This is a genomic window from Cyanobium sp. NS01, from assembly GCF_014280235.1.
Classification (GTDB): domain Bacteria; phylum Cyanobacteriota; class Cyanobacteriia; order PCC-6307; family Cyanobiaceae; genus NIES-981.
In genome coordinates this window covers 2686995-2711378 of record NZ_CP047940.1, presented here as the reverse complement: position 1 = coordinate 2711378, position 24384 = coordinate 2686995, and the positions used below count along the sequence as shown (strand labels likewise).

22 protein-coding genes and 1 pseudogene are annotated in these 24384 nt (G+C 68.6%); 14 read left to right on the top strand and 9 right to left on the bottom strand.

What is annotated here, in order from left to right; genetic code table 11:
* Positions 1 to 103 precede the first annotated feature (103 nt).
* Positions 104 to 2260, bottom strand: coding sequence for a polyphosphate kinase 1 (ppk1, locus tag CyaNS01_RS14120; protein WP_186697792.1), 2157 nt, complete (start codon positions 2258 to 2260; stop codon positions 104 to 106).
* Positions 2261 to 2298: 38 nt separating this feature from the next.
* The gene (locus tag CyaNS01_RS14115; protein WP_186697790.1) at positions 2299 to 3552 is read right to left on the bottom strand and encodes an MFS transporter; all 1254 of its coding nucleotides are present in this window, start codon (positions 3550 to 3552) and stop codon (positions 2299 to 2301) included.
* 139 nt (positions 3553 to 3691) lie between these two features.
* Between CyaNS01_RS14115 and CyaNS01_RS14110 the strand changes: the two genes are divergently transcribed.
* The 4 genes and pseudogenes from CyaNS01_RS14110 to CyaNS01_RS14100 all read left to right on the top strand — a co-directional run bounded on the left by CyaNS01_RS14110 (position 3692) and on the right by CyaNS01_RS14100 (position 8569).
* Positions 3692 to 5872, top strand: coding sequence for an HAD-IIB family hydrolase (locus CyaNS01_RS14110; protein WP_225875703.1), 2181 nt, complete (start codon positions 3692 to 3694; stop codon positions 5870 to 5872).
* Positions 5873 to 5941: 69 nt separating this feature from the next.
* Positions 5942 to 6787 (top strand): annotated as a pseudogene (locus CyaNS01_RS14105) (HAD family hydrolase); the annotation flags it as partial.
* A 36-nt stretch (positions 6788 to 6823) separates the two neighbouring features.
* A complete protein-coding gene (moaC, locus tag CyaNS01_RS14690) occupies positions 6824 to 7318 on the top strand; it encodes a cyclic pyranopterin monophosphate synthase MoaC (RefSeq protein WP_225875964.1) in 495 nt (164 codons plus the stop codon).
* A gap of 6 nt (positions 7319 to 7324) precedes the next feature.
* Positions 7325 to 8569, top strand: a complete 1245-nt coding sequence (locus CyaNS01_RS14100) for a molybdopterin molybdotransferase MoeA (protein WP_186697788.1) — start codon at positions 7325 to 7327, stop codon at positions 8567 to 8569.
* A gap of 20 nt (positions 8570 to 8589) precedes the next feature.
* Here CyaNS01_RS14100 and CyaNS01_RS14095 read toward each other — a convergent pair whose 3' ends face one another.
* Together CyaNS01_RS14095 and CyaNS01_RS14090 are read right to left on the bottom strand one after the other, a co-directional pair.
* Positions 8590 to 9042 (bottom strand): molybdenum cofactor biosynthesis protein MoaE, encoded by a 453-nt coding sequence (locus CyaNS01_RS14095; protein ID WP_186697787.1) that lies wholly within the window; start codon positions 9040 to 9042, stop codon positions 8590 to 8592.
* 2 nt (positions 9043 to 9044) lie between these two features.
* Positions 9045 to 9362 (bottom strand): MoaD/ThiS family protein, encoded by a 318-nt coding sequence (locus tag CyaNS01_RS14090; protein ID WP_186697785.1) that lies wholly within the window; start codon positions 9360 to 9362, stop codon positions 9045 to 9047.
* An 82-nt stretch (positions 9363 to 9444) separates the two neighbouring features.
* Between CyaNS01_RS14090 and moaB the strand changes: the two genes are divergently transcribed.
* Positions 9445 to 9954 (top strand): molybdenum cofactor biosynthesis protein B, encoded by a 510-nt coding sequence (gene moaB, locus CyaNS01_RS14085; RefSeq protein ID WP_186697783.1) that lies wholly within the window; start codon positions 9445 to 9447, stop codon positions 9952 to 9954.
* Here the strand turns inward: moaB and CyaNS01_RS14080 are convergent.
* Both CyaNS01_RS14080 and CyaNS01_RS14075 read right to left on the bottom strand, forming a co-directional pair.
* Positions 9951 to 10985, bottom strand: a complete 1035-nt coding sequence (locus tag CyaNS01_RS14080) for a GTP 3',8-cyclase MoaA (RefSeq protein ID WP_225875702.1) — start codon at positions 10983 to 10985, stop codon at positions 9951 to 9953. The genes moaB and CyaNS01_RS14080 overlap by 4 nt on opposite strands.
* A 29-nt stretch (positions 10986 to 11014) precedes the next feature.
* Positions 11015 to 11704, bottom strand: a complete 690-nt coding sequence (locus CyaNS01_RS14075) for a molybdenum cofactor guanylyltransferase (protein WP_225875701.1) — start codon at positions 11702 to 11704, stop codon at positions 11015 to 11017.
* Positions 11705 to 11853: 149 nt separating this feature from the next.
* Between CyaNS01_RS14075 and CyaNS01_RS14070 the strand changes: the two genes are divergently transcribed.
* Positions 11854 to 13419 (top strand): NarK family nitrate/nitrite MFS transporter, encoded by a 1566-nt coding sequence (locus CyaNS01_RS14070; RefSeq protein WP_186697781.1) that lies wholly within the window; start codon positions 11854 to 11856, stop codon positions 13417 to 13419.
* 79 nt (positions 13420 to 13498) lie between these two features.
* A complete protein-coding gene (locus CyaNS01_RS14065) occupies positions 13499 to 15706 on the top strand; it encodes a molybdopterin oxidoreductase family protein (protein ID WP_186697779.1) in 2208 nt (735 codons plus the stop codon).
* Here CyaNS01_RS14065 and CyaNS01_RS14060 read toward each other — a convergent pair.
* Entirely contained in the window at positions 15649 to 16137 is a 489-nt protein-coding gene (locus tag CyaNS01_RS14060) for a nitrate reductase associated protein (protein ID WP_186697776.1), read from the bottom strand. The two genes, CyaNS01_RS14065 and CyaNS01_RS14060, sit on opposite strands and share 58 nt — an antisense overlap.
* On the bottom strand, positions 16127 to 17245 hold the full coding sequence (locus CyaNS01_RS14055; RefSeq protein WP_186697774.1) for an anthranilate phosphoribosyltransferase family protein: 1119 nt from the start codon (positions 17243 to 17245) through the stop codon (positions 16127 to 16129). The genes CyaNS01_RS14060 and CyaNS01_RS14055 overlap by 11 nt, the downstream gene beginning before the upstream one ends.
* 246 nt (positions 17246 to 17491) lie before the next feature.
* Here CyaNS01_RS14055 and CyaNS01_RS14050 point away from each other — a divergent pair, with 246 nt between their 5' ends.
* From CyaNS01_RS14050 to CyaNS01_RS14040, 3 genes are all read left to right on the top strand, one after another.
* Entirely contained in the window at positions 17492 to 17641 is a 150-nt protein-coding gene (locus CyaNS01_RS14050; RefSeq protein WP_186697772.1) for a hypothetical protein, read from the top strand.
* 50 nt (positions 17642 to 17691) lie between these two features.
* A complete protein-coding gene (locus CyaNS01_RS14045) occupies positions 17692 to 17898 on the top strand; it encodes a hypothetical protein (protein WP_186697770.1) in 207 nt (68 codons plus the stop codon).
* Positions 17899 to 18180: 282 nt separating this feature from the next.
* Complete coding sequence (locus tag CyaNS01_RS14040) at positions 18181 to 19746, top strand: ferredoxin--nitrite reductase (RefSeq protein WP_186697768.1); 1566 nt, start codon at positions 18181 to 18183, stop codon at positions 19744 to 19746.
* On the opposite strand, the gene CyaNS01_RS14035 is transcribed toward CyaNS01_RS14040, so the two are convergent.
* Positions 19678 to 20064 (bottom strand): hypothetical protein, encoded by a 387-nt coding sequence (locus CyaNS01_RS14035; RefSeq protein WP_186697766.1) that lies wholly within the window; start codon positions 20062 to 20064, stop codon positions 19678 to 19680. The two genes, CyaNS01_RS14040 and CyaNS01_RS14035, sit on opposite strands and share 69 nt — an antisense overlap.
* Before the next feature lie 176 nt (positions 20065 to 20240).
* Here CyaNS01_RS14035 and CyaNS01_RS14030 point away from each other — a divergent pair, with 176 nt between their 5' ends.
* The 4 genes from CyaNS01_RS14030 to CyaNS01_RS14015 all read left to right on the top strand — a co-directional run bounded on the left by CyaNS01_RS14030 (position 20241) and on the right by CyaNS01_RS14015 (position 24316).
* On the top strand, positions 20241 to 21626 hold the full coding sequence (locus CyaNS01_RS14030) for a hypothetical protein (RefSeq protein WP_186697764.1): 1386 nt from the start codon (positions 20241 to 20243) through the stop codon (positions 21624 to 21626).
* Positions 21623 to 22411 carry a uroporphyrinogen-III C-methyltransferase gene (gene cobA / locus CyaNS01_RS14025; protein ID WP_186697762.1) on the top strand — a complete coding sequence of 263 codons (789 nt, stop codon included), beginning with the start codon at positions 21623 to 21625 and terminating at the stop codon, positions 22409 to 22411. The genes CyaNS01_RS14030 and cobA overlap by 4 nt, the downstream gene beginning before the upstream one ends.
* 108 nt (positions 22412 to 22519) lie before the next feature.
* Complete coding sequence (locus CyaNS01_RS14020; protein WP_186697760.1) at positions 22520 to 22744, top strand: hypothetical protein; 225 nt, start codon at positions 22520 to 22522, stop codon at positions 22742 to 22744.
* 690 nt (positions 22745 to 23434) lie between these two features.
* On the top strand, positions 23435 to 24316 hold the full coding sequence (locus tag CyaNS01_RS14015; RefSeq protein WP_186697758.1) for a formate/nitrite transporter family protein: 882 nt from the start codon (positions 23435 to 23437) through the stop codon (positions 24314 to 24316).
* The last annotated feature ends 68 nt before the right edge of the window (positions 24317 to 24384 follow it).

The window sequence follows — 24384 nt, the reverse complement described above, 5'->3', positions numbered from 1 at the left end:
ATGCATTTCTTTGTCTCAACCGGGTCCTCCGCCCTGCCTCGCTGCCTGAGTTGTTCTCGGTGGGAGGTTACCGCCTGGCCCGTTCAGGTCAAGCCTGGAGCCTTCAGGCCACGGCCTTGCGGGCCGGGCTGAGGCCGCCGCGCCAGCGTTCCATCAGGGTGGCCTGGGCCCGCTGGCCGTCGCCATCGCTGGGCAGCTGCTCAAAGCTGCCATCGCCGCGCATGTGCCAGCCGCCGGCGTCATTGAGGTAGAGGTCCAGCACCGCTTCCAGCTGGTGGCGCAGGGTCGGATCCTCGATCGGGGCCACGGCCTCCACGCGGCGGTCGAGGTTGCGACTCATCCAGTCGGCACTGCCTAAGTACACCTCAGGCTCGCCAGCGTTGGCAAACCAGAACACCCGGGAGTGTTCGAGGAACCTGCCGATCACACTCACCACCCGGATGTTGTCGCTGATTCCTTCCAGACCCGGCCGCAGGCTGCACATGCCCCGGATCACCAGCTCGATCGTCACGCCGGCCTGGGAGGCCTCATAGAGCAGGGCAATGATGCCCGGATCCACCAGGGAATTCATCTTCGCCCTGACGTGGCCACCTCGACCAGCCCTGGCGTGGTCGATCTCCCGCTGGATCAGCCCCAGCTTGCGCTTCCGCAGTGTCACTGGAGCCACCAACAAGCGGCGGAAGCTCTGCTGCTTGGAGAAGCCGGTGAGGTAGTTGAACAGCTCCACGAGATCGGCACCGAATTCCGGCCTGGCCGTGAGCAGTCCGAAGTCGGTGTAGAGGCTTGAGGTTCTGGCGTTGTAGTTGCCGGTGCCGATGTGCACGTAGCTGTTGAGCCGCTCCTTCTCCTTGCGCACCACCAGCAGGATCTTGGTGTGGGTCTTCAGGCCCAGTACCCCGTACACCACATGCACGCCGGAGCTCTCCAGGCGCTTGGCCCACTGAATGTTGTTGTCCTCGTCGAAGCGGGCCTTGAGTTCCACCAGGGCCATCACCTGCTTGCCGTTCTCGGCCGCCCGGATCAGGGCGGCGATCACGGCCGAGTCCTTCGAGGTGCGGTAGAGCGTCATCTTGATCGCCAGCACCAGCGGATCGTCGGCCGCCTGATTCAGAAACTCCTCCACGGAGGTGGAGAACAGGTCGTAGGGGTGCTGCAGCAGCACATCACCCCGGCGAATCACCGAGAAGATGCTCTCGAACTCCTCCGCCTTGAGGGAACCGTCCTCCAGCAGGCCCTTCTGGGCGCGGGCCAGCAGCGGGCTGGTGCGGCCCTTGTGGGGCCGGTCCTTGAGCTGGGGCAGCGGCACGACCAGCAGGCTCATCAGATCGTCGAGCCCGAGGGGGCCGCTGACCCGGTAGACATCCTCCTCTTCCACGGCGGTGCCCTGCATCAGCAGCTGCAGCACCGACTCCGGCACCTCGTCGGCCACCTCCAGACGCACCACCTCGCCACCGCGCCGACGCTTGCGCAGGCCCTCCTCCAGGGCCTCCATCAGGTCGTCGGCTTCGAGATCGCGCAACTCCAGATCCGCATCGCGGGTGACGCGGAAGAAGTAGTGGCCCTCCACGCTCATGCCCGGGAACAGAAGTTCCAGGTTGAAGGCCACCACCTGCTCCAGCGGCACGGCGCTGAACACCGGGGCGGGATGGCGCCCACTCAGCTCGGTGGGGATCTGCACGAAGCGGGGCAGGTTCTTCTGGGGCACCTTCACCCGGGCGAACTCCTGCTGACCGGTGTCGGGGTCACGCACCAGCACCGCCACGTTGAGGCTGAGGTTGCTGATGAACGGAAAGGGGTGGGAGGGGTCCACCGCCAGGGGCGTGAGCACCGGGAAGATGGCGGAGCGGAAGTAGTCGTCCACCCAGTGGCGCTGGGCCTCATTGAGATTGGCGTAGTCGATCATCAGCAGGCCGTACTCCGCCAGATGGCTCTTGAGCGAGTGGCGGTAGTGCTGCTGCTGCAGCTCCAGCAGGGGCCGCAATTTGGCCTGGATCGCCTCGAGCTGCTGCTGGGGCGTGAGGCCGTCATCGCTGAGGGTGGTCAGTCCGGCATCCACCTGTGACTTCAGCGAAGCCACCCGCACCATGAAGAACTCGTCGAGGTTGTTGCTGAAGATCGCGCTGAACTTGGCCTGCTCCAGCAGCGGCGTGCGTTCATCGAGGGCCTGAGCCAGCACCCTGTAGTTGAACTCGATCCAGCTCAACTCCCGGTTGATGTAGAGCTCGGGAACGACGAGCGGTGTTGTCTGGGCTGGAGGCATGGTTGAAAGGTAGCAATCGGGTCGGGCCGGCTCGGGTATCAGCCTGACTTGACGGAGCGGTTCGGCAGTCCTCCAGCCACCAGCGCCACGACCCCCAGCATCAGGGCGATGCCGAGCCACAGCGGGCTCCTCCAGCTGATGGTCTCGAAGGCCAGGCCCCCCAGCGGCGGGCCGATGAAGCCCGCCAGACTCTGCAGTCCCTGCAGGCTGCCCAGGGCGGCCCCCTGGCCGGAATCGTCGAGCCGGCGCGACACCAGGGAGCGCAGGCAGGGGGTCACCAACCCGGTGCCCAGGGCCAGCAGGCCCACACCGTTGAATACCAGCGTCGTGGCGTTGGCGCGGTCTGCCAGGGCCACCAGCAGGCAGCCTGCGATCACGAAACCGAGGCCGGCCAGGCTGAGCCGCCACTCACCGAAGCGCTTCACCAGCGGACCGATCAGCCCCCCCTGCACCACGGTGGCGACCAGGCCCACCACCAGGAAGGCGGCACCGGCCAGGCCCGGGCCCCAGTCGAAGGCCTGCTTGAAATAGAGCACCAGCACGGCGGTGAAGCCGCTGAAGCCGAGAAAGAACAGAAAGAAGGCGGCGCAGAGCCGGCGCACCTGGGGGTTGCTGAACACCCTTGCCAGCTGGCTGAAGGGTTGCAGGTCGCGGCGCCGCGGCAGGGGCAGGCGCGCCTCGGGGGGATGGGTCTCCGGCAGCACCGCCAGCACCAGCACCAGGTTGAGCACCGCGATGCCCACGGCGATCATCAGCGGCAGGATCACGTTGATGCGGCCCAGCAGTCCGCCCATGGCCGGCCCCAGGATGAAGCCGAGCCCGAAGGCCACCCCGATCAGGCCGAAGGCCTTGGCCCGCTTCTCCGGCGGGGTGATGTCCGCCAGGGCGGCGCTGGCGGTGGCGGCGGTACCGCCGCTGACGCCGTCCACCAGCCGTCCCAGGAACAACAGGCCCAGGGGCAGGGCACTGCCGGCCGCCCAGGGAATCGTGCTCCAGTCGATCGAGAGGGTGAGGGCGAACAGGCCCAGGCCGAGCACCGATCCGCCCACGCAACCCGCGATCACGGGGCGGCGGCCGAGATGGTCGCTGAGGGCGCCGATCAGCGGCGTGAAGCTGAACTGGGCCAGGGCATAGCTGCCGGCCAGCAGCCCGAGAATGCGGCCATCACTGCTGAACCCCGCCAGCAGAAAGGGCAGCAGCGGAAAGATCAGCGACTCGCTGAGGCGGTCGTTGAGCAGCGTGAGGAAGGCGCAGGCCAGGGTGGAGGTGCGCGAACGCTGCGGAGGGGCCACGGGCACGGAGAAACGTGATCTCACCCTCCCATGGCCCGCTGCCGCTGCTCCTGTCTCCCCCGGCGGCCAGACGCCTTCTTGCTCCCTGGGTCGTCTTCGATCAGGCTAGAGGGGCTCCCCGCTGCCTGTCGCCATCCCGTTGCCAGCCCAGTCCGAGTCTGAGCCCGGCGGTTCCGCAGCGCCGCTGCGCCTGCTGCTGATCAGCCTGCATGGCCTCATCCGCGGCCACGATCTGGAACTGGGCCGCGACGCCGACACGGGCGGCCAGAGCAAATATGTGGTGGAGCTCTCCCGGGCGCTGGCTCGCCACCCCCAGGTGGCGGGGGTGGATCTGGTGACCCGGCTGGTGGCCGATCCGGCTGTGAGCGCCGACTACGCCGTGCCGCTGGAGCCGCTCGGGCCCGGGGCCCGGATCGTGCGCATTGAGGCCGGTCCGGCGGAGTACCTGCGCAAGGAGGAGCTCTGGGACCACCTCGACAGCTTCACCGACAACCTGCTGGCCTGGATCCAGGCCCAGCCCCAGCGGCCCGATGTGCTGCACAGCCACTACGCCGATGCCGGCTATGTGGGAGTGAGGCTGGCCCACCGCACTGGACTGCCCCTGGTGCACACCGGCCACTCCCTGGGGCGGGACAAGTACCGGCGGCTGCTCTCGATGGGGCTGTCGCTGGAGCAGATCGAGAGCCGATACAACATCTCGCGCCGCATCGATGCCGAGGAAGAGGTGATCACCCAGGCCTCCCTGGTGATCACCAGCACCCGCAATGAGATCGAAGATCAATACGGGCTCTATGACGGTTCCATCCCCGCCAAGATGGTGGTGATACCGCCGGGCACCGATCTCGAGCAGTTCCACCTGCCTGAGGCCGCCCCGAACGGCTCGTCTGATCACGACATCGCCGCTGCCGAGTCGTTCAAGGCCAGCCTGGCGTGGTTTCTGAAGCAGCCGCAGAAGCCGATCATCCTGGCCCTGTCACGGCCCGATCTGCGCAAGAACCTGATCACGCTGGTGGAGGCCTACGGCGCCAGCCTGCCCCTGCAGGAACAGGCCAACCTGGTGATCGTGGCCGGCAACCGCGATGACATCCGCGATCTCGATGAGGGTCCGCAGGCCGTGTTCATCGAGCTGTTGGTGGCGATCGACAGCCATGGGCTGCATGGCCGGGTGGCGCTGCCCAAGCATCACAGCGCCGAGCAGGTGCCGATGATCTACCGCCTGGCCGCGGCCTCGCGGGGGGTGTTCATCAATCCGGCCCTCACCGAGCCGTTCGGGCTCACGCTGCTGGAGGCGGCCGCCAGTGGCTTGCCCGTGGTGGCCACCGAAAACGGTGGACCGGTGGACATCATCGCCAACTGCCGCAATGGCCTGCTGGTGGACCCCCTCAACACCGGGGCCATGGCCGAGGCTCTGCTGGCGATCCTGGCCGACTCCCGCCGCTGGCAGAGCTTCTCCAGTAACGGTGCCCGGCTGGTGGCCCGCCACTACTCCTGGGACGCCCATGCCGAGACCTACCTGTGCAAACTGCGCCACCTGGTGGAGGGCAGTCTCGACGTGCCGGCACCACCGATGGTGCGCAGCACCCGCGGCCACAGCAAGGCTCTGTTCTCGGCGGTGGACAACACCCTGCTGGGCGACCGGGCCGGCCTCGACCAGCTCAGCGCCGTGCTCAGGGAGCGCGGCAACGACTGGCTGTTCGGCATCGCCAGCGGCCGCCGCCTCGATTCGGTGCTGGGCATCATCCGCGAGTACGCCATTCCCCTGCCGGACATCCTGATCACCAGCCTGGGCACGGAGATCTACTACTCGCCGAACTGGTTGCCCGATCTGGCCTGGGCCTCCCACATCAACCACCTGTGGACCCCGTGGGTGATCCGGCGGCTGCTGCGGGAACTGCCTGGGCTGCACCTCCAGGCGCGCAACGAACAGAGCACCTTCAAGTTGTCGTATCACTACGACGGCGCTCTGGCTCCCGCGGTGGAGGAGGTGCGGGCCCTGCTGCGGCAGCACGAGCTGTCGGTGAATCTCACCCTGTCCTTCGGCCAGTATCTGGATCTGGTGCCGGCCCGCGCCTCCAAGGGCCAGGCGCTGCGCTTCGCGGCCCAGCGCTGGCGGATCCCCCTGGAGCGAATCCTGGTCACCGGCGGTTCAGGGGGCGATGAAGACATGCTGCGCGGCAACACCCTCGGCGTGGTGGTGGCCAACCGCCATTGCGAGGAACTCTCCAACCTGGGCGAGACGGAACACATCTACCTGGCCTCCCAGTCCCATGCCCGGGGCATTCTCGAGGCGATCGACCACTACGACTTCCTCAGCCTCTAGCCCCTGGACCAGCGCCCCCCCGCGCCAGACTTGTCGGGCGTAGACGTGTGGGGAGGGCCCCCTCGGCTGATGGCCTCCGATCCCCGCTCGGCTTTGCAACCGCCAGCTCAGGCTGGCCAACGGCCGCTGCCCCCCTCACGGCTGCTGCTCTGCAGTGATCTCGACCGCACCCTGGTGCCGAACGGCCACCAGAGCGAATCCAGCGCAGCCCGGAGCCTGTTCGCCCGCCTGGTGCAGCGGCCCCAGGTCACCCTGGCCTACGTGTCCGGCCGGGATCCGGCCCTGGTGGCCGAGGCGATCGAGCGCTACTCCCTGCCCGAGCCGGCCTGGGTGGTCGCCGATGTGGGCACCACCATCCTGGAGGTAGGGCCGTCCGGCTGGATCCGGCAGCGGGGCTGGGATGGGGCGATCGCCGCCGACTGGGGCGGCCGCAGCGGCGAGGCGCTGTGGCCGCTGCTGGAGCACCTGCCGGAGCTGCGGCTGCAGGAGCCCAGCCACCAGAGCCTCCACAAGCTGAGCTTCTATGTGGACCCGGCCCTGGAGGTGGCACCGCTGCGGGCCCGCATCGAGGCGCGGCTGGCGCAGGAGGGGGTGGCGGCCAGCGTGATCCACAGCCTGGATGAGCCCGCCGGCGTGGGCCTGCTGGATGTGCTGCCCGCTTCAGCCACGAAGCTGCACGCCGTGCGCTTCCTGATGGCCCAGCTGGGCTTCGGCCGCGACGACACCCTGTTCGCCGGTGACAGCGGCAACGACCTGCCGGTGCTCCAGAGCGAGCTGCGCTCGATCCTGGTGGCCAACGCCGATCCCGCGTTGAAGCAGGCCCTGGGCCTGCCCGCTGCCGCCCGGCAGCAGCTCTATCTGGCCCAGGGGGAGTTCATGGGCATGAACGGCAACTACGCCGCCGGGGTGGTGGAGGGTGTGGTGCACCACTGCCCCGGCGCCGCGGCCTGGTTGGAGGCACCGGCGCTCACCCACCTGAACAGCCGCGGCGAGGCCCGCATGGTGGAGGTGGGGGAGCGGCCCCCCAGCCTGCGCAGCGCCGTGGCGGAGGGCTTCATCAGCATGGACCCGGCGCTGCTGGCGGCGGTGCTGGAGGGCCGCACCGCCAAGGGGGATGTGCTGGCCGTGGCCAGGGTGGCGGCGATCCAGGCGGCCAAGCGCACCTCGGAGCTGATTCCCCTCTGCCACCCCCTGGCCCTGACCGGTCTGGACGTGACGATCGAGCCGGCGCAGCAGCGCTCCGGTCTCAGGGTGGAGGTGGCAGCCCGCACCACCGGCCCCACCGGGGTGGAGATGGAAGCGCTCACGGCCGTGCAGGTGGGTCTGCTCACCCTGTACGACATGGTGAAGTCCCGGGATCCCGCCATGACCATCGGGCCGGTGCGGCTGGTGCGCAAGGACGGTGGGCGGAATGGGGCCTGGGTCCGCCCCGAAGCGGAGGTCTGAGCCGCCATGACAGAACCGTTCCCCGCTGAGGGCCTGCCGCTGGACGTCGCCCGCCGCCAGGTGCTGGAGGCACTCCACCCCCTCCCCGGCTCGGAAGAGCTGCCCCTGGCCGCGGCGCTGGGCCGGGTCACGGCCGCGGCGGTGGTGGCGGCCCAGGCGGTGCCGGGGTTCCGTGCCTCGATCATGGATGGCTACGCCCTGGCTGGCTCGGCGCCGCCGCCGCCCCTCGGCAGCCGCTGGCGGCTGGTGGGACGCTCCGCCCCCGGCGCCCCGTTCGAGCGCCCGCTCCAGGCCGGCGAGGCCCTGCGCATTCTCACGGGGGCTCCGGTGCCTGAGGGCTCGGAGCGGGTGCTGCCCCAGGAGCTGGCGGGGGTCGATCCAGCCGGCACCGAGCTGGTGTTGCAGCGCGAGGCTGGAGCCAACCCCTGGATCCGGGCGGCCGACGAGGAGGCTGCCCCCGGCCAGGTGCTGATCGGGGCCGGCCAGCGCCTGGGGCCCGCCGACCTGGCCCGGCTGGCCAGCTGCGGCGTGGCCTGCCTGCCGCTGCGGCCGCAGCCGCGGCTGGGCCTGCTGATCAGCGGCGATGAGCTCACGCCGGTGGGGCAGCCGCGGCCAGCGGGGGCGATCTGGGAGAGCAACGGCACCCTGCTGGAGGCTCTGCTGGCGCGGCTGGGCTACGGCGTGCAGGCCCCCCTGGTGGTGGCCGATGACCCGCAGAGTCTGCGGCGGTCCCTTGAGCAGCTCGCGGCCAGCTGCGATGTGGTCGTGAGCACCGGTGGGGTGTCGGCGGGCGACAGCGACTGGATCCGTCCCCTGGTGGAGGAGCTGGGCGCCGTGGCGTTCTGGAAGCTGCTCCTCAGGCCGGGCCGCCCCTTTGCCTTCGGGGCGGTGCTGGGCCGGCCGTTCTTCGGGCTGCCGGGCAACCCGGTGGCGGCGGCGATCACGGCGCTGCAGCTGCTCTGGCCGGCCCTGCAGCGGCTGGAGGGCGCCGAGGTGACCCTGCTGCCGCGCCTGCAGGTGCAGCTGGCCACGCCCCTGCGGCGTTCCCCGGGCCGGCCTGAGCTGGCCCGGGCCCGCCTGGAGGTGGGGCCTGCGGGCCAGCTCCTGGCCCGGTTGGAAGGCAGCCAGGCCTCTTCCCGGATCGGCTCGTTGCAGGGGGCAGACCTGTTGCTGGAACTCCCCGCCGACTGCGCTGGCCTCGAGGCGGGGGCCAGCGTCTGGGCCCAGCTGCTGCGGCTGCCGATCTTCTAGGGCGGCGGCCCCTTGGGGCCTCAGAAGGCGGTGTTGCCCTCCACCCAGCGGCTTGCGCCGCTGCGCAGCCACTCCCGTTTCCAGAACGGCGCGTCGTGCTTGAGGGCCTCCAGCAGGGCCTGACAGCAGCGCTGGGCGGGCCCGCGCCGGTCAGCGGCCACGGCCACCAGCACGATCGCCTCGCCCGGCAGCACCCGCCCCACCCGGTGCTGCACCAGCAGGGCGCTGGCGCCATGGTGCCGGCCCAGCTGCTCGGCCTGGCTGCGCAGGCAGTGCTCCGTCATGCCGGGATAGTGCTCCAGCTCCAGGGCCTCCAGGGGCTCCCCCCGGCCGTCGTGGCCCCGCACCCGGCCGATGAACCAGGCTTCAGCGGCGCTGGCTCCACGTGGCCCATCGGCCTGCGCCCGCTGCCAGCCCTCCAGGTGATGCAGCGGATCGAATGGCTGGGGCTGGAGCGCGAGGGTCAGCTCCACGCTCAACCTCCGCTGATCGGCGGCAGGAAGGCCAGCTCGTCGCCCGCCTGCAGGGGCTGCTCCGCCGCGGCGAAGCGCTGGTTGATGGCAACGCGCAGACCGGCCGGCCAGCCCCGGCGGAGAGGGGTGGAGGTTCTGGAGGCTGGTTGTTCCGGCTCAGCGAGTCCCAGCTGCTCCCAGATCTCCAGGGCCGTGACCGGCTCCCGTGCCGGCAGGGCCAGTTGCCGTTCGCTCCAGCCGGCCCGCTCCCGCAGTGAGGCGAACAGCAGCACCCGCAGCGGTTGCTCCGCGTTGCTCTGACCCAGGGCTGGCTTCGGCATGGCTGGCGGCTGAGGGCCCTGCAGCGCAGGGGCCTGAAGCCGGGTTCAATGGACCCACAATGGCGCTTTGGAGCCGATTCGGGTGGGTCTTGCCATTGCCTTGCTCACCGTGTCGGACACGCGCACCCTGGCGGACGACCACTCCGGTGCTGCCCTGCTGGAGCGCCTGCAGGCCGCGGGCCACCGGCTGGCCGATCGGCAGCTGGTGCCCGACAACCGCTACCGCATCCGCGCGGTTCTGAGCAGCTGGATCGCCGACCCCGCCGTGCAGGTGGTGATCAGCTCCGGCGGCACCGGGCTCACCGGCCGCGACGGCACGCCCGAGGCCGTGGCACCGCTGCTGGACAAGACGATCGACGGCTTCGGTGAACTGTTCCGGGTGCTGTCCTTCGAGACCATCGGCACCAGCTCCCTGCAGAGCCGCTGCCTGGCGGGGGTGGCCAACGGCACCGTGGTGTTCGTGTTGCCAGGCTCGCTCGATGCGGTGCAGACCGCCTGGGACCGGCTGATCCAGGCCCAGCTCAGCGCCGAGACCCGTCCCTGCAACCTGGTGCAGCTGCTGCCCCGCCTGGGGGAACCCAGCGGCGACTAGCCGCCCAGGTAGGCCATCTCGGCGTGGGGAAGGAAGGCTCCCGGCTGCAGGTGGGCCCGCTCTTCGCTGTAGCGATCGTGGCGCTGGCCCCACAGCGCCTGCAGCCGGGCGCGCAGACCGGCCGCATCGGGCCGCGGCCGCAGCCAGGGCTTGAGGTCGGTGCCGGCGGTGCCGAACAGACAGGTGTAGGCCTGGCCATCGGCCGTCACCCGCAGCCGGTTGCAGTCGCCGCAGAACGGCGCCGAGATCGATGCCACCACGGCCAGGTGCAGGTCGTCGTCGCGATCCAGGTAGCGCCAGCGGCTGGCGGTGCCGTGGTGGGCCCGGCCCTGGGGCTGCAGGGGCCAGCGGCTCCCGATCCGCTCAACCATCTCGGCGGCGGTGAGCACCTGGTCTGGGCTCCAGCCGTTGCGGTTGCCCACATCCATGAACTCGATCAGGCGCAGCTCCACCCCCAGCTCTCTGGCCAGGCGCGCCAGGGGCAACAGCTGGTCAGCGTTGCGGCGCCGGTCGATCACCGCGTTGAGTTTGAGTTGCCCGCGCCCGGGATCGAAGCCCGCCTCGCGGGCATGGCGGACGCCTTCCAGCACCCGGGCCAGCAACAGCTCGCCCTGGTGGGCCCGGCCGCTCATGAGCGCCACGCTGGCGCCATCGGCGCCATCGAGGCTGATGGTGATCCGATCGAGGCCCGCCTGCCGCAGGGCCCTGGCCCGCGCGGCCGTGAGCAGCACCCCGTTGGTGGTGAGGGCGACCTCGCGCAGGCCGGCAGGTTGACGCAGGTCCTGCACCGCCTCGATCAGGGCCTCCAGCTCCTGGTGCAGCAGCGGTTCGCCGCCGGTGAGCCGCAGGCTCGAGAAGCCCAGGCCGGCGGCCACGGCGATCAGCGTGCGCCGCTCGCCAGGGCTCAGCAGCTCCGGTGGGTCGTGGTCATCGGGGCAGCAGTAGGGGCAGGCCAGGTTGCACCGGGCCGTCAGGGAGAGGCGCAGCACGCCGGGGCGCCGGCCCAGCTGGTCGAGAACGGCAGCAACCACGGCGGCTTAGCGCACAGAGAACGATGCCGTCAGCCTGTCGCCCGGGGCGCCGGACTGACGAGCCCGGCGGGCCGGGGCCCCGGCCAGTCTTCGGGGCGGTTGCAGTTGTGCAGGGCGCTGGCGGGCAGCAGCACGGGGTGGATGGTGTGGCGGGCCAGCCAGCTGTGCATGCTGCGGTGCCCCTGGGCCAGCCAGCTGTGCAGATCGCGGCGCAGGGCCTCACTGGCGGGGTAGATCCCCAGCAGGGGGTGCAGGCGCGCTCCATCGCAGGCCACAGATAGTTGCCGGGGCCGTTCCTCGGCGCTGCGCTGCAGCTGGTCGAGGCTGGGCCGATCCAGCCAGGGCATGTCCACCGGGCAGAGCAAAAGGCGCTCGCCGGGGTGGCAGTGCATCAGATGGCCCAGGGCCTGCAGGGGGCCCTGGGGGGGGATGGGTTCCTCGATCAGCTGCAGGGAGGCAGCCAGGGGCAGGCCCTGGCCCAGCCGGCTGAACCAGCGCAGCTGCTCTGCCAGCTGGCGATGGCTCGGGTGATTGCTGCAGAGGCTGATCGGGGCCTCCAGCTCAGCCAGCAGCCCCAGGGTGTGGCTGAGCCAGCTCCCCCCGGCGGGATGGTCCAGCAGGGCCTTGTCCCGGCCCATGCGCCGGCTGCTGCCGCCACTCAGCAGGCAGCAGCGCAGGGGGGCCTGGGGCGGGATCAGTTCCAATGGCGTGGAATCCAATGGCGTGGAACAGCATCGGCTGATCTCGGTAGCGTCAACCACAGAAATGAATCAGACGCTCTGGTGTAGTTGCCGAGCGGCTTGCATGAAGCGCCGCCCATCAGGTCTGGCTCAGCGTTCGGAAGCTTCGATCATAATTCCACCTCGACATGCTCGGTGAACTCTGGTCTCTCCAGGGGAGATACAAGACGCTGCATCTCACCTGGTTTGCGTTCTTTCTTACTTTTGTTGTCTGGTTCAACCTGGCGCCGCTGGCGACCACCGTCAAAGCTGATCTGGGCCTCACGGTGCCCCAGATTCGCACCGTTGCAATCTGCAACGTGGCCCTCACCGTGCCGGCCCGCATCCTGATTGGAATGCTGCTCGACAAGTACGGGCCCCGCCTCACCTACTCGGCGCTGCTGGTTTTTTCGGCTTTCCCCTGCCTGTTGTTCGCCTTCGCTCAGGATTTCAACCAGCTGGTGGTGGCCCGCCTGCTGCTTTCGATCGTGGGCGCCGGCTTTGTGATCGGCATTCGCATGGTGGCTGAATGGTTCCCGCCCAAGGAGATCGGCCTGGCTGAAGGCATCTACGGCGGCTGGGGCAACTTCGGTTCCGCTTTCTCGGCCCTCACCATGGTCACCCTGGCCGGCTGGCTCTCCTTCGGAGGTGGTTTCGCGGTCGATGGCGTGGTGCTCAACTGGCGCGGCGCCATTGCCCTCTCCGGCATCATCGCCGCCATCTACGGCGTCTTCTACTACCTCAACGTTGAAGACACCCCGCCTGGCCGCACCTACCAGCGCCCCGCCAGGACGGCTGGCCTGGAGGTGACCTCCATGCGGGACTTCTGGGGCCTGATCGGCATGAACGTGCCCTTCGGCGTGATCCTGGCCGTGCTGGCCTGGCGCCTTCAGAAGGTGAAGTTTCTCGATGACACCGGCTTTGCCATCGCCATCGTGCTGGTGCTGCTGTTCTTCGGGTTCCAGACCTGGGGCATCATCCGCACCAACAAGGAGTTGATCGCCGGAACCAAGGTGTATCCCAAGGAGGATCGCTATGAGTTCAAGCAGGTGGCCATTCTCGAGCTCACCTACATCGTGAACTTCGGCTCGGAGCTGGCCGTGGTGTCCATGCTCCCCACCTTCTTCGAAACCACCTTTGACCTGCCCAAGGCCACAGCGGGAATCCTGGCCTCGGCCTTCGCGTTTGTGAACCTGGTGGCACGTCCCGGCGGCGGCCTGCTCTCGGACAAGCTCGGGTCGCGCAAGTCGACGATGGGCTTCCTCACGGTTGGTCTTGGTTTCGGCTATCTGCTGATGAGCATGATCAAGCCCGGAACGTTCGTCGGTTCCGCCGGCATCCTGCTGGCCCTGGTGATCACCATGCTGTGTTCCTTCTTTGTGCAGGCAGGGGAAGGATCCACGTTCGCCATGGTGCCGTTGGTGAAGCGTCGGGTCACAGGCCAGATTGCCGGCATGGTGGGCGCCTACGGCAACGTGGGTGCCGTGGCCTACCTCACCATCTACAGCCTGCTGCCGCTGTGGTTGTCCGGCGCCGCCGATGCCGAACCCACCCCCGCCGTGGTGGCTGCCTCCAACAGTGCCTTCTTCCAGGTTCTGGGTGTGGCTGGTCTGATCGTTGGTTTCCTCTGCTACTTCGTGCTGAAGGAGCCCAAGGGATCCTTCGATGAGCTCCACGAAGGAGAAACGGCTGTGGCTTCCGCGCCGCTGGTCTGATCCGGGTCCTCAACCGCATCGCTGCTGAGGGGCAGGCCCTGGGTCGGCCCCTTTTTTATCCGCCTGTTCTCTGAGCCCCATGGCTGCTTCCCCACCAGGCTCGGTGCGCTCCCAGTGCCCCTACTGCGGCGTGGGCTGTGGCCTGGAGTTGCTTCCCCCTGCTGCCAAAAATCAGCCCACCCGGCGCGACGCCGACGGCCTTCCCCTCTGGGGCACCCGGGGGGATCGGCGCCATCCCTCCAGCCTTGGGCAGGTGTGCATCAAGGGGGCCACGGTGTGCGACACCCTGCGCCACGGACGGCTCAGCCAGCCGCTGGCTCGCGCCAGCCTGGACGAGCCCTTCCAGCCGATCAGCTGGGATCAGGCCATCGATCGCATCGTGGCCCGGATCCGCACCTCCCTGGCCAGCAAGGGCCCCGGAGCGATCGCCATGTATGGCTCCGGCCAGTTTCACATCGAGGACTACTACGTCGCCCAGAAGTTGCTCAAGGGGGCGATCGGCACCAACAACTTCGATGCCAACTCGCGCCTGTGCATGAGTTCGGCCGTGGCGGGCTATGCCCGCAGCCTCGGCTCCGATGGCCCCCCCTGCTGCTACGAGGATCTCGACCACTGCGCCGTGGCCTTCCTGATCGGCACCAACACGGCGGAGTGCCATCCGGTGCTGTTTCAGCGGCTGCTGAAGCGCAAACGGCGCCAGCCCGGCAGCGTCACCATCGTGGTGGTGGATCCCAGGCAGACGGCCACCAGCGACGCGGCCGACCTGCACCTGGCGATTCGCCCCGGCACCGACCTGGTGCTGATGCACGGCCTGGCCCATCTGATGGTGCAGGCGCTCACGATCGACGTGGAGTTCATCGAGGAGGCCACCGAAGGTTTCGCCGCCTATGCCGAACTCCTGCAGGCCTGGACCCCCGAGCGGGTCAGCCGGCTGTGCGGCATCTCTGAGGCGGCCCTGCGGCAGCTGGCCCAGCTCTGGGGCCAGGCCCCCAGCGTGCTCAGCCTCTGGTCGATGGGCCTCAACCAGAGCGTGGAGGGCACCGCCAAGGTGGCGGGCCTGATCAACCTGCACCTGCTCACCGGCCAGATCGGCAAGGTGGGAGCGGGGCCCTTCTCCCTCACCGGCCAGCCCAATGCCATGGGCGGCCGCGAAGCCGGTGGGCTGGCCCACCTGCTGCCGGGCTATCGCACGGTGGTGGATCCCTCCCACCGGGCCGTGGTGGAGGCGGCCTGGCGGTTCGGGGCCGGCGCGATCGATCCCGCGCCTGGCCTCGACGCCTGGCGGCAGGTGGAGGCAATGGAGTCTGGTGCCCTTGATCTCTGGTGGGTGGCGGCCACCAATCCCCTGGTGAGCATGCCGAACCTGGAGCGGGTCAAGGCCGCCGTGAGCCGCTGCCCGTTGGTGGTGCTCAGCGATGCCTATGCCGACACCGAGACCGCCCAGTACGCGCACCTGCTGCTGCCTGCGGCCCAGTGGAGTGAAAAGCCCGGGGTGATGGTGAATTCAGAGCGGCGGGTCACCCTGTGTCCGGCCTTTCGGCCGCCCCCCGGAGAGGCCCGCCCCGATTGGCAGGTGTTCGCGGAGGTGGGCCGCAGGCTGGGCTTCGTTGAGGCCTTCAGCTACGGCTCCGCGGCGGAGGTCTACGCCGAGCTGGCCGCCCTCACCGCCGATCGGCTCTGCGATCACTCCGGCCTCAGCCACGCCCTGCTGGCCAGCGAGGGTCCCCAGCAGTGGCCCTTCCCCTGCGGCTCAGCTCCCAGCCAAGAGCCCCGGCGCCTGTACACCGATCACCACTTCCCCACCGCCAGTGGTCGGGCCCGCTTCATCGCCGAGCAGCCCATGGGCCTGGCGGAGCCTCCCAGCGACAGGTATCCTCTGGTGCTCACGGTGGGCCGTTACCTGGGCCAGTGGCACACCATGACGCGCACCGCCAAGGTGCCTCGCCTCAACGCCCTGCATCCTGAGCCCCTGCTCGAGATTCACCCCGAGGATGCCGGCCCCCTCGGCCTGGAGGATGGCGCCATGGCCGAGATCCGCTCCCTGCGTGGCACGATCACGGCCCGGGCGACGGTGACCGAGCGCATCCGACCGGGCACCGTGTTTCTGCCGATGCACTGGGGCTTCATGCAGGAGCAGGCCTGTGAGGCCAACGCCCTGCTGCACGAGCAGGCCTGCCCGATCTCCAGGCAGCCCGAACTCAAGGCCGCCGCCGTGGCCGTCGCCAGGGTTCAGGAGGAGGCCCCGGTCGGGGCAAACAGCTCCACCAGCGCCGCTGGCAGGTTGTGATGGTCGTGGCCGGGGCGGGCCAGCTTGCAGAGAGCAAACCGCTCCAGCTCCGAGAGACCATTCCACTGGTCAGGCCCCAGCCCATAGCCCAGCTCTGCGGCTGAGCTGCTCACTTCAGCGGGGGGCGCTCCAGGGTGTTGCCAGGGGGCTTCGCGGGGGATGGGCAGGGAGGTGACCCCGCCGTCCGCCATGGCCGCCGTGCTCTGGCGCAGCTCGGCCGCCAGGGCCGCCAGGTCGTCGGGGCCGTCAGGCCAGAGCACGAGCTGATCCCGCTGGCTTCCCGTGAGGGCCAGCCAGTGGTTGAGCCGCAGTTTCACACCGCAGAGATCGAGCTTGCGGCGCAGGCAGAGGGGAATGCAGCGCCAGTTCCCGACGAAGTCGCGCTCGAAGCCGAAGCAGTGGGAGCAAGGATGGGAGCCTTCAGGAAGCATCGTGTCTCCACTGGATCAGGGCACGCAGCTGATCCAGCAGCGCTCCGCTCTGGACCAGATCTGTGGCGCGGGCCACGCCTGCAGCCAGATCCTGGCAGACACCGCCATACCAGAGATAGGCCCCGGCATTCCAGATCAGGGCGGTGGCCAGGGGCCCCTGGCCACCGAGAGCGGCCAGGGCCTGCTCGCGCCAGCTCTCGAGATCCTGCCAGAGGGCATCGTTGTCGTAACAGCCGTGGTCGCGCGGGTGAAGGATCAGGCGCTCCCCATCACCTCCCTGGGCCCGGGCCGTGATGCAGGCGCGGCTGATCGGCAGGTCGGTGCTGCCCTCGAGGCCTTTCACCGTGATGGCCATCGCCTCGCCGGCCAGTTCCAGGGCCTTCCAGGCCCGGCTTTCGGTGGGGGGATGCACGAAGCCGCTCACCAGCAGGTGGGGGCCCTGATGGGCGGTCCAGAGCAATTCGAGGCTGGCCACGGGGGGGCGCTTGCCCAGGTCGTCGCGGATCGGCGTGAGGCTCTCCGCCAGCGGGAAGTGGTCCGGTTGGTGCACCAGGGCCAGGCGGTGCTGCGTCAGCCCTGCCTGCACCGTGGTCAGGTCCAGCCCCTGCAGCTCCAGCCCCAGGGCGGCGAACAGCTCGATGGCCGGCACGCCATATTTCACCGGCATGCGGCCCCCCCCCTGCAGTACCACGGGCAGCCCGGCCGCACTCAGGGCCAGGGCGGTGAGCGGATAAATGGGGGCCGTGCGGGTGCGGCCGTCAAAGGGCATGCCGAAGCAGAGGGCAGGCTCGGCACTGCGCAGGCTCGGCCCCAGGCGCCGGTAGACATCCAGCATTCCGGCCAGTTCCTGGGGCTCGGGCCGACGGATCCGATGGGCGATCAGAAAGGCGCCGATCTGGGCCGGCGTGGCCTCTTCGAGCAGCATCAGTTCCAGCGCGTGGCCGGCCTCCTCCCGGCTCAGCCCCCGGCTGGTGTGCTCGCCACTGCCCACCTTCTGCAGATAGTGCTTGAAACGCTCACGGCCAGACAGAAGCTCCACAGCAGGGGCATGGCCGTTCAGTCCGGTCTCAGGCGAGGCGTTGGGCAGGGTGCCGGAAGGGAGCGCCATCAAGGGCTGAGGGGAGGGGGCAGCGTGGGCCGCACGGGCTGCATGGTCGAGAACTCCATGCTGTCACCAGTGATCGTCCAGCGTGTGCCCCACCGAACAAAGGCCAGAACGGAAAAAAGTATCAACCGACACTGAAGACATCCTGAAGATTGGCACCGGGGCCAGGCGGCTTCGGTTCGGTACCAACCGCTGCATCCCGATGGCCCCCTGGCTGGAGACAGTCGACCCTGAGACCTGGGTGCGCCGATGCGATTTGCTGCCTGCTGCGGGCTTCTGCTCGGATGCCTGCATGGTCTGGTGAGCCTTGAGCTGCGGCCCAACAGCGTCGTTGAGGCGCCTGGATCAGCTCTGGTGGGGGCCTGGAGCCCTGCCCCCCCAGCCGGCGCCGGCTTCTGAATCCCCTCATCCAGCTTCGATACTGGAGTTTGTTCTTCGGCAGCTCCGCCATGGCCACTCCGCTGCAGGCCACCCGTAGCGCCAGCTCCCCCCTCGGCGTCGCCCTCGCCTTCGTCGGCATGTTTGTGGTGGGGTCCCTGGGGGTTCAACTGCTGGCCGGTCTGCTACGCGACGCGGCGCCTGCCGCCTCCGCCGGGCGAGCCGCCTCGGTGGTGGCCCATCCCGCCACCCTCTGGAGTGCCCTGGGGGAGCGCTGAGGCCAGCCAGGTCAGGGATAACAGATCCGTAACGACCACGACACCCGGTCCTGCCCCGCGCCTGCAGGATCAGTGAAGGTCTGTGATTGCAGATCCCAGCTCATCTCGAAGGGGAGACGCAGCGCCATGGCGCTGCCCTCCCATTCCGGACAACGCATCCCTCATTGGCGTTCACCGGCCTCATCCCCTCCCGACCGATGGGGTGAGGTGTGGTGGTGCCGTGGGGTCCTGTTCACGGCCGCGTTGTCTGGGCGTGCCTCCGGTGCGCCGCTTCCCTCTTCCATGAGCACTCCCACGACCCCTGAAGCGACCACTCCCAGCTCCGGCCTCACCAAGGTGGAGCAGGCCAAGGCCGATCTCTGCGGCCTCGATCTGCAACCCCAGCTGGCCGAGCTGGCCGCTGCCGGCTGGGACAGCCTCGACGAGGCCACCCTCACCATCCGGCTGAAGTGGATGGGCATCTTTTTCCGGCCCGTCACCCCCGGCCGTTTCATGCTGCGGCTGCGACTCCCGAACGGCGTGGTCAGCGCTGAGCAGCTGGAGCTGCTCGCCGAGGCGGTGGATCGTTGCGGCGAGCACGGCAGCGCCGACATCACCACCCGCCAGAACCTGCAGCTGCGGGGCCTGCTGTTCGAGGACATGGCGCCGCTGTTGGAGGCCATGGAGCGGGTGGGCCTGACCAGTCGCCAGTCGGGACACGACAACCCGCGCAACATCACCGGCAACCCCCTGGCCGGCATCGATCCCGAGGAGATCGTCGACACGCGTCCCCTCGTGCAGGCGATTCAGGCGCGGCTGTTCCAGCCGGATGGCCCCCGCAACCTGCCGCGCAAGTTCAACGTGGCCGTCGGCGGTGCTCCCGACAGCTTCCTGCTCCACAACGACCTCGCCTTCCTGCCCGCCCATCACGCCGGCGAGCTCGGCTTCACCGTGATGGTGGGCGGCTTCTTCTCAGCCCAGCGCAACGAACTCGCCATCCCGCTCGGCCTGTGGCTGCGGGCTGATCAGCTGCCTGATTTTGCCCTCACGGTGCTGTTGCACTTCGAGCAGAACGGCAATCGCAAGCTGCGCAACAAGAGCCGGCTGATGTATCTGATCGATGAACTGGGGCTTGAGACCTACAGGGACACGATCAAGGCGGCCTATGGGGCGTTGGCCGGCGGCGAGGCGATGGCCTCGCTCCAGCCCCACGACGGCACGCACCTGGTGACACGGGCTCCCCGGGATGGCCTCGGCTGGAATGCCCAGGCCCAGGAGGGGCTCGGCTGGATGGGCCTGCACGTGCCGATGGGCCGTCTCGATGCCGAAGGGATGCTGGCCCTGGCCGGTCTGGCCCGGCAGTACGGCAGCGGTGAACTGCGGCTCACCGAGGCCCAGAACGCCCTGATCGTCAACGTGCCGGAAGCCAGCCAGGAGGCGCTGCTGGCCGAGCCGCTGCTGCAGCGCTTCCGCCCCGATCCCGGCCACCTGCAGGCCGAGGCTGTGAGCTGCACCGGCAACGCCTACTGCAGTTTTGCCCTGATCCCCACCAAGAGCACGGCCCAGGAGCTGGTGGAGGAGCTGGAGCGGCGGGTGGAGCTGCCCCATGGGGTGCGCACCCACTGGACCGGTTGTCCCAACGCCTGCGGCCAGCCCTACATGGGTCAGATCGGCCTGATGGGAGCCAAGACCCGCAAGGACGGCGAGATGGTGGAAGCCGTGAAGATCTTCCTCGGCGGCTCCATGGACGCCGACCCGAGGCTGGCTGAGCTGCATGACAAGGGTGTGCCTCTCAGCGACCTACCGGACGTGATGGAGCAGCTGCTGGTGGACCGCTTCGGTGCGCGGCGCAAGGCTGCGGCTGCCTGAGGGCCGCTGCCCGAACACCCTCTTCCGCAGCCAGGAGCGCACCGATCCACCCCCGGATCGGCTGTCCTGGCTGCCACACCAGCTCTGGTCGAGCTGCACCAGGGCCTGTCGATCGCTGCTCTCGACACCCGCGTAGAGCAGGTGGGTGAGCCGCTCAGGGTCGAGCTCCAGCAGTGCCGCTTCTTTCCAGAGACGACGGCTGCGCAGTTGATCCCCCTGGCGGAACTGGGCCTGAGCCAACTGCTGGGCCAGGCTCACCAGCAACTGCTGTTCCTTCACGGCGGCCAGCCGGGCGCCGTCAATTCGCTCCTGGGTCACGCACCTGCCGATTGCACTCCGGCCCATGGTCTTTTGCCTTTCTGCCTTGTTCAGTGATACAGCGGGTGCCTGAAGGCAGCTCTTGTCCCACATCAAACGTATCGGTGGCTACAGAAGAGTCCTCACCTGTCCCGTCGCCGGTGCCATTCTTGAGGCCCAGTCGGCTGGAGGGCGTTGTGGCAGGGCCCCCTGACTCCCCTCTGCTTCCCCGGAACCTGCCTGCCACCACAGATTCCGGGCGCTGGCTCTGGCTGCAGTGTCTGCGCCGCAGTGCCGCGCTGCCGCTGGAGCCATGGTTGCTGGCGATCGAAGCCGGTGAGCTCCGGCCAGACGCCGATCTGATCGCCGCCCTGGCCAGCCGCTTTGACGCTGCGGCGGCCCAGCGGCTGCTGGTGTGGTGGCTGCACAACGCCGGGGCCGATCCTGCCCTGCTGCAGGTGATCGGCCAGCAGCGGCACCCGTCTCTGGCGGCCCGCCTGCGCGCCGCTCTGGCTGAGCCCTGGGCCGCGGAGCGGGCCCAGTGGCTGTTGCCCCTGGTGGGCCACCAGCGGGACCCCGCCGACTTCGCCCTGCTGGCGGGCTGGTTGGCCTCACCCCAGCCCGGGCCCTGCCGTCGCGCTGCCCTAGAGGGGCTGGCGGTGGGTCTGCCGATCTGGCCGCTGCCGCCCCTGCGCCGCCTGTTGCGGCGACTGCTCACGGATCTCGATCCTTCCCTGGCGGCCACCGCCCTGGATCTGCTGGCACGGCTGCCCCAGCCCCGTCTCGCCCTGGCCGGCGTCGAGCCCGAGCGGCTGGATCCTGCCGTGCAGCGGCGGCGGCAGCGGCGACTCTCTGCCCTGCCGGCCAACCCTCTCGTGCTCGTGGTGCATGGCCGCGGCGGCGGCGTGATCCCTGCGGAGCTGGACGCGCTGCGGGCTGATGTGGAGCGACGGCGCCGAGCCCCGGTGGTGCTGCAGAGCCTCACCGGCGCGGCGGGGCCGGCCGTGGGACCGCTGCGGCAGGCGGCGGCAGGGGGGCCGATCACCCTGATGCCCCTGCTGCTCCTGCCGGGGGGCCACGTGCGGGGGGATGTGCCGGCCCTCAGTGCCGCCTGGCGCGGCAGCGGCCCGGTGCTGCGGCTGCCCTTTCTGGGCGCGTGGCCCCTCTGGCAACGGGCCCTGCGCCTGGAGCTCCTGGCCCTGGCCAGGGCATGGGCGGCGGCAGAGGGCACGGCCACGACCCCTCTGCTGCTCCACCATCCCCTGCAGGAGGGCCTGGCGAGCCGCTACCTGACCCACCTGGAACGCTTCTGCCAAGCCCGCTGCCACGCCACTCCATACACTGCGACGGTTGCTGATGAGCTGGTGCAGGTGTTGGCTGCCCCGAGCTGCCCACCTCCAGAGGGGGCGCGGCCGAACGGTTGGGCCCAGAGTGCGGGATCGGAATCCAGGTCGCCGGTGCTGCCGCTGGTGCTGGCGGCGAACCGGTTGACGGATGCCCTCTCGCCCTGGAGCGGACCACCGCTGCTGCAACGCCCCCGCCTGCGCGACGGCTTACTGGATCTGCTCGTGGCCCTGCCATGAGCGCTGTTCCGCCGCTCGGCACGGTGTATCTGGTGGGAGCTGGCCCCGGGGATCCAGAGCTGCTCACCCTCAAGGCCCACCGGTTGCTGCGCCACTGCGGTGCCCTGGTGTACGACTCTCTGGTGCCGAAGGCCCTGTTGGACCTGGTGCCCGTGGGTTGCGAGCGGCACTTCGTGGGCAAGCGGCGCGGTCATCACTCGGTGCCCCAGCCCAGCACCAACGCCGTGCTGGTCGAGCTGGCCGCCCGCCACCAGACGATCGTGCGGCTGAAGGGCGGCGATCCCTTCCTGTTCGGCCGCGGTGGGGAAGAGGCCGCCCACCTGGTCAGCCATGGCATTCCCGTGCAGGTGGTGCCTGGCGTGACCTCCGGCATTGCGGCCCCGGCCTATGCCGGCATTCCCGTGACCCACCGCAGCGCCGGCTCCAGCGTCACCTTCGTGACCGGGCACGAGGAGATCGACAAGGCCCGACCGGGCGTGGACTGGCAGGGGCTGGCCCGCAGCAGTGACGGCCTGGTGATCTACATGGGCCTCCACAACCTGGCCAGGATCTGCCAGGAGCTGATGGCAGGCGGGCTGGATCCGTCCACCCCGGCCGCCGTGATTCAGCAGGGCACGGTGCGGGGACAGCGCAGCCTGGTGGCGACTCTGGGTGGCCTGGCGGATCAGGTGGCCGCGGAGGGGTTCAGCTCCCCCTCCATCGTGGTGGTGGGGGCGATGGTGGCCGAGCGGGTGGAGGCCTGCGCTCCGCTGCCGGCGGACGCCGAGATGCCGATTCCGTTCTGATCTCTCCAGCGGCAGCACGCCACGGGGCGTGAGACTGGCTTTCGGTAGTGGCTGACACAGGATGACGCGCCCGCCTCTGGTGCAGTGGAATCCTGTGCGCTGAATGTCATGGCCCCCGGTGCTGTCCCCCGTGCCATTCCACGCTCCAATCGCGGCCAGGCCAGGGGGGCTGTCCGGGTTCCGCAGCGGGCTGCCTTCGTCCGTGGGGCGAGTGAGCCCCCTCCCCAGCGCCGCTCCGCCCTGGGGCAGGATTTTGTGGCCATGACCCAGGTGTGGCAGATGCTCAGATCCGGCGCTGTGCGGGTGTGGGGAGAGATCGGCCGCAAGACCTGAGCAAAGCGTCTCCAGCCATGTTGTCGAATCCTGGCCGAAGGTTCGTTTGGTAACACGAGCTACAGGAGTGAACATCATCCAGTGGCTTAATGGTTGGGCGCAGAGATCGGCTCGTTCGATTTCCTGCCTCCGTTTTTCGGATTGCACGTGTAGGCAGCTTCTGATTGCTTCGTTTTATGGAGCCCACGGGCTTCAGATTTTCAGACGCTGACTCCACAACTGTTCAACCTCCCTGCCTTGGGCGCCTCTACACCGGCTGCCCGAGTCGCTGTTGGCTTGTCAACTTCAATCCGCCTGGTCTCGGCCTCGCGGGCTCATGCTCCTCCAGCAGTCCGGTCGGCCTGCTGCAGCACCTTCCCCCGTGGACCGGTGGCGGCGAGTTCGTGGACGGATTTGATCGACGTTGGCATCAGCATTGCTTTTGATCTTCCCCTCCCTCCCATGGCTCCCTTCCCCACGTCTGCTTCATCTCCAACCACAACGCCTTCCCCCAAGGGCGCTGGTTCCGGAACAGATCCCTTCTCTCGCTTCGTGAACTGGTTCAGTTCCGTTGGGGCTGAGTCTTCCGAACCTGTGCGGTCCACCCCATCCAAGGATCCCTTCAGCCAACTGATGAATCGCATCAGTCGCTGATCACCAGCCAGCTCCCCAGGGCCAGCTGATCTCTGTTACTTCAATCTTTCCTCTTTCATGGATTACGTCTTACCTAATGAGCTCGTCGATGGGATGATTGCCGCTGGAGGCAAGAAGTCCAGCGTCAGCGTCAAGAACCTTCTGCTGCGAGGCTTCTACTCCGGATCCGTGCTTGGTCTGGCGTTGTGTCTGGCCCTCACCATCATGGTGCAGACGGGCATTCCCTGGATTGGATCATTCATCTTCCCCTTTGGCTTCGCCAGTATCGTGCTGTTTGGCATGGAACTGGTCACCGGTAATTTTGCCCTTCTGCCGATGGCGGTCTGGGCCGGCAAGACAACCTGGAAGAAAACCTTCCACAACTGGATGTGGGTGTGGATCGGCAATTTCCTCGGCACGGGCCTGGTCGGCATCCTCTTTGCCATGAGCCTCACCAGTGGAGGAACCGCAGATCTGGCCACCGGGGCCGGTGACTGGGTGGCCGTGGCCAATAAGATCATCGGCCTCAACAAAGCCAATGTGATTGCCAAGTATCAGAACCTCGGAGCCCTTGGATTCTTTCTTGCCTTCCTGCGCGGTCTGATTGCCAATTGGCTGGTCTGCCTGGGAGTCACCCTGGCCCTAGTCAGCAAGAGCGTTCCTGGCAAGATCCTGGCCTGCTGGCTGCCCATCACCGCCTTCCAGGCGCTGGGGATGGAGCATATCGTGGTGAACATGTTCCTGCACACCACCGGCCCCTTGCTGGGTTCAGGCGTGAGTTTCCTTCAGATCGCTTTCTGGAACTATCTGCCGGTGACACTTGGCAACATTGTTGGTGGCATGGTGTTTATCGGCATGCTCTTCTACAGCACCCATCGCTCTCCGATCAGCAATGTGTTGCCCACCAGGCATGATGAAAAGCTCGAAAGGGAACTCGCCGCCGAGCTGGGAGCGCGCTAAGTTCAGCCTATGGGATTCCACCGCAGCTGAACGTCTATCTTGAGAATCGGCGCAGCCTTCTTCTTATC

Bases quoted from the DNA above. Each gene is read 5' to 3' on its own strand.
- ppk1 (WP_186697792.1), bottom strand. From the start codon at position 2,260: ATGCCTCCAGCCCAGACAACACCGCTCGTCGTTCCCGAGCTCTACATC.
- CyaNS01_RS14100 (WP_186697788.1), top strand. From the start codon at position 7,325: ATGACAGAACCGTTCCCCGCTGAGGGCCTGCCGCTGGACGTCGCCCGC.
- CyaNS01_RS14090 (WP_186697785.1), bottom strand. From the start codon at position 9,362: ATGCCGAAGCCAGCCCTGGGTCAGAGCAACGCGGAGCAACCGCTGCGG.
- CyaNS01_RS14070 (WP_186697781.1), top strand. From the start codon at position 11,854: ATGCTCGGTGAACTCTGGTCTCTCCAGGGGAGATACAAGACGCTGCAT.
- CyaNS01_RS14065 (WP_186697779.1), top strand. From the start codon at position 13,499: ATGGCTGCTTCCCCACCAGGCTCGGTGCGCTCCCAGTGCCCCTACTGC.
- CyaNS01_RS14060 (WP_186697776.1), bottom strand. From the start codon at position 16,137: ATGCTTCCTGAAGGCTCCCATCCTTGCTCCCACTGCTTCGGCTTCGAG.
- CyaNS01_RS14055 (WP_186697774.1), bottom strand. From the start codon at position 17,245: ATGGCGCTCCCTTCCGGCACCCTGCCCAACGCCTCGCCTGAGACCGGA.
- CyaNS01_RS14050 (WP_186697772.1), top strand. From the start codon at position 17,492: ATGCGATTTGCTGCCTGCTGCGGGCTTCTGCTCGGATGCCTGCATGGT.
- CyaNS01_RS14045 (WP_186697770.1), top strand. From the start codon at position 17,692: ATGGCCACTCCGCTGCAGGCCACCCGTAGCGCCAGCTCCCCCCTCGGC.
- CyaNS01_RS14040 (WP_186697768.1), top strand. From the start codon at position 18,181: ATGAGCACTCCCACGACCCCTGAAGCGACCACTCCCAGCTCCGGCCTC.
- cobA (WP_186697762.1), top strand. From the start codon at position 21,623: ATGAGCGCTGTTCCGCCGCTCGGCACGGTGTATCTGGTGGGAGCTGGC.
- CyaNS01_RS14020 (WP_186697760.1), top strand. From the start codon at position 22,520: ATGGCCCCCGGTGCTGTCCCCCGTGCCATTCCACGCTCCAATCGCGGC.
- CyaNS01_RS14015 (WP_186697758.1), top strand. From the start codon at position 23,435: ATGGATTACGTCTTACCTAATGAGCTCGTCGATGGGATGATTGCCGCT.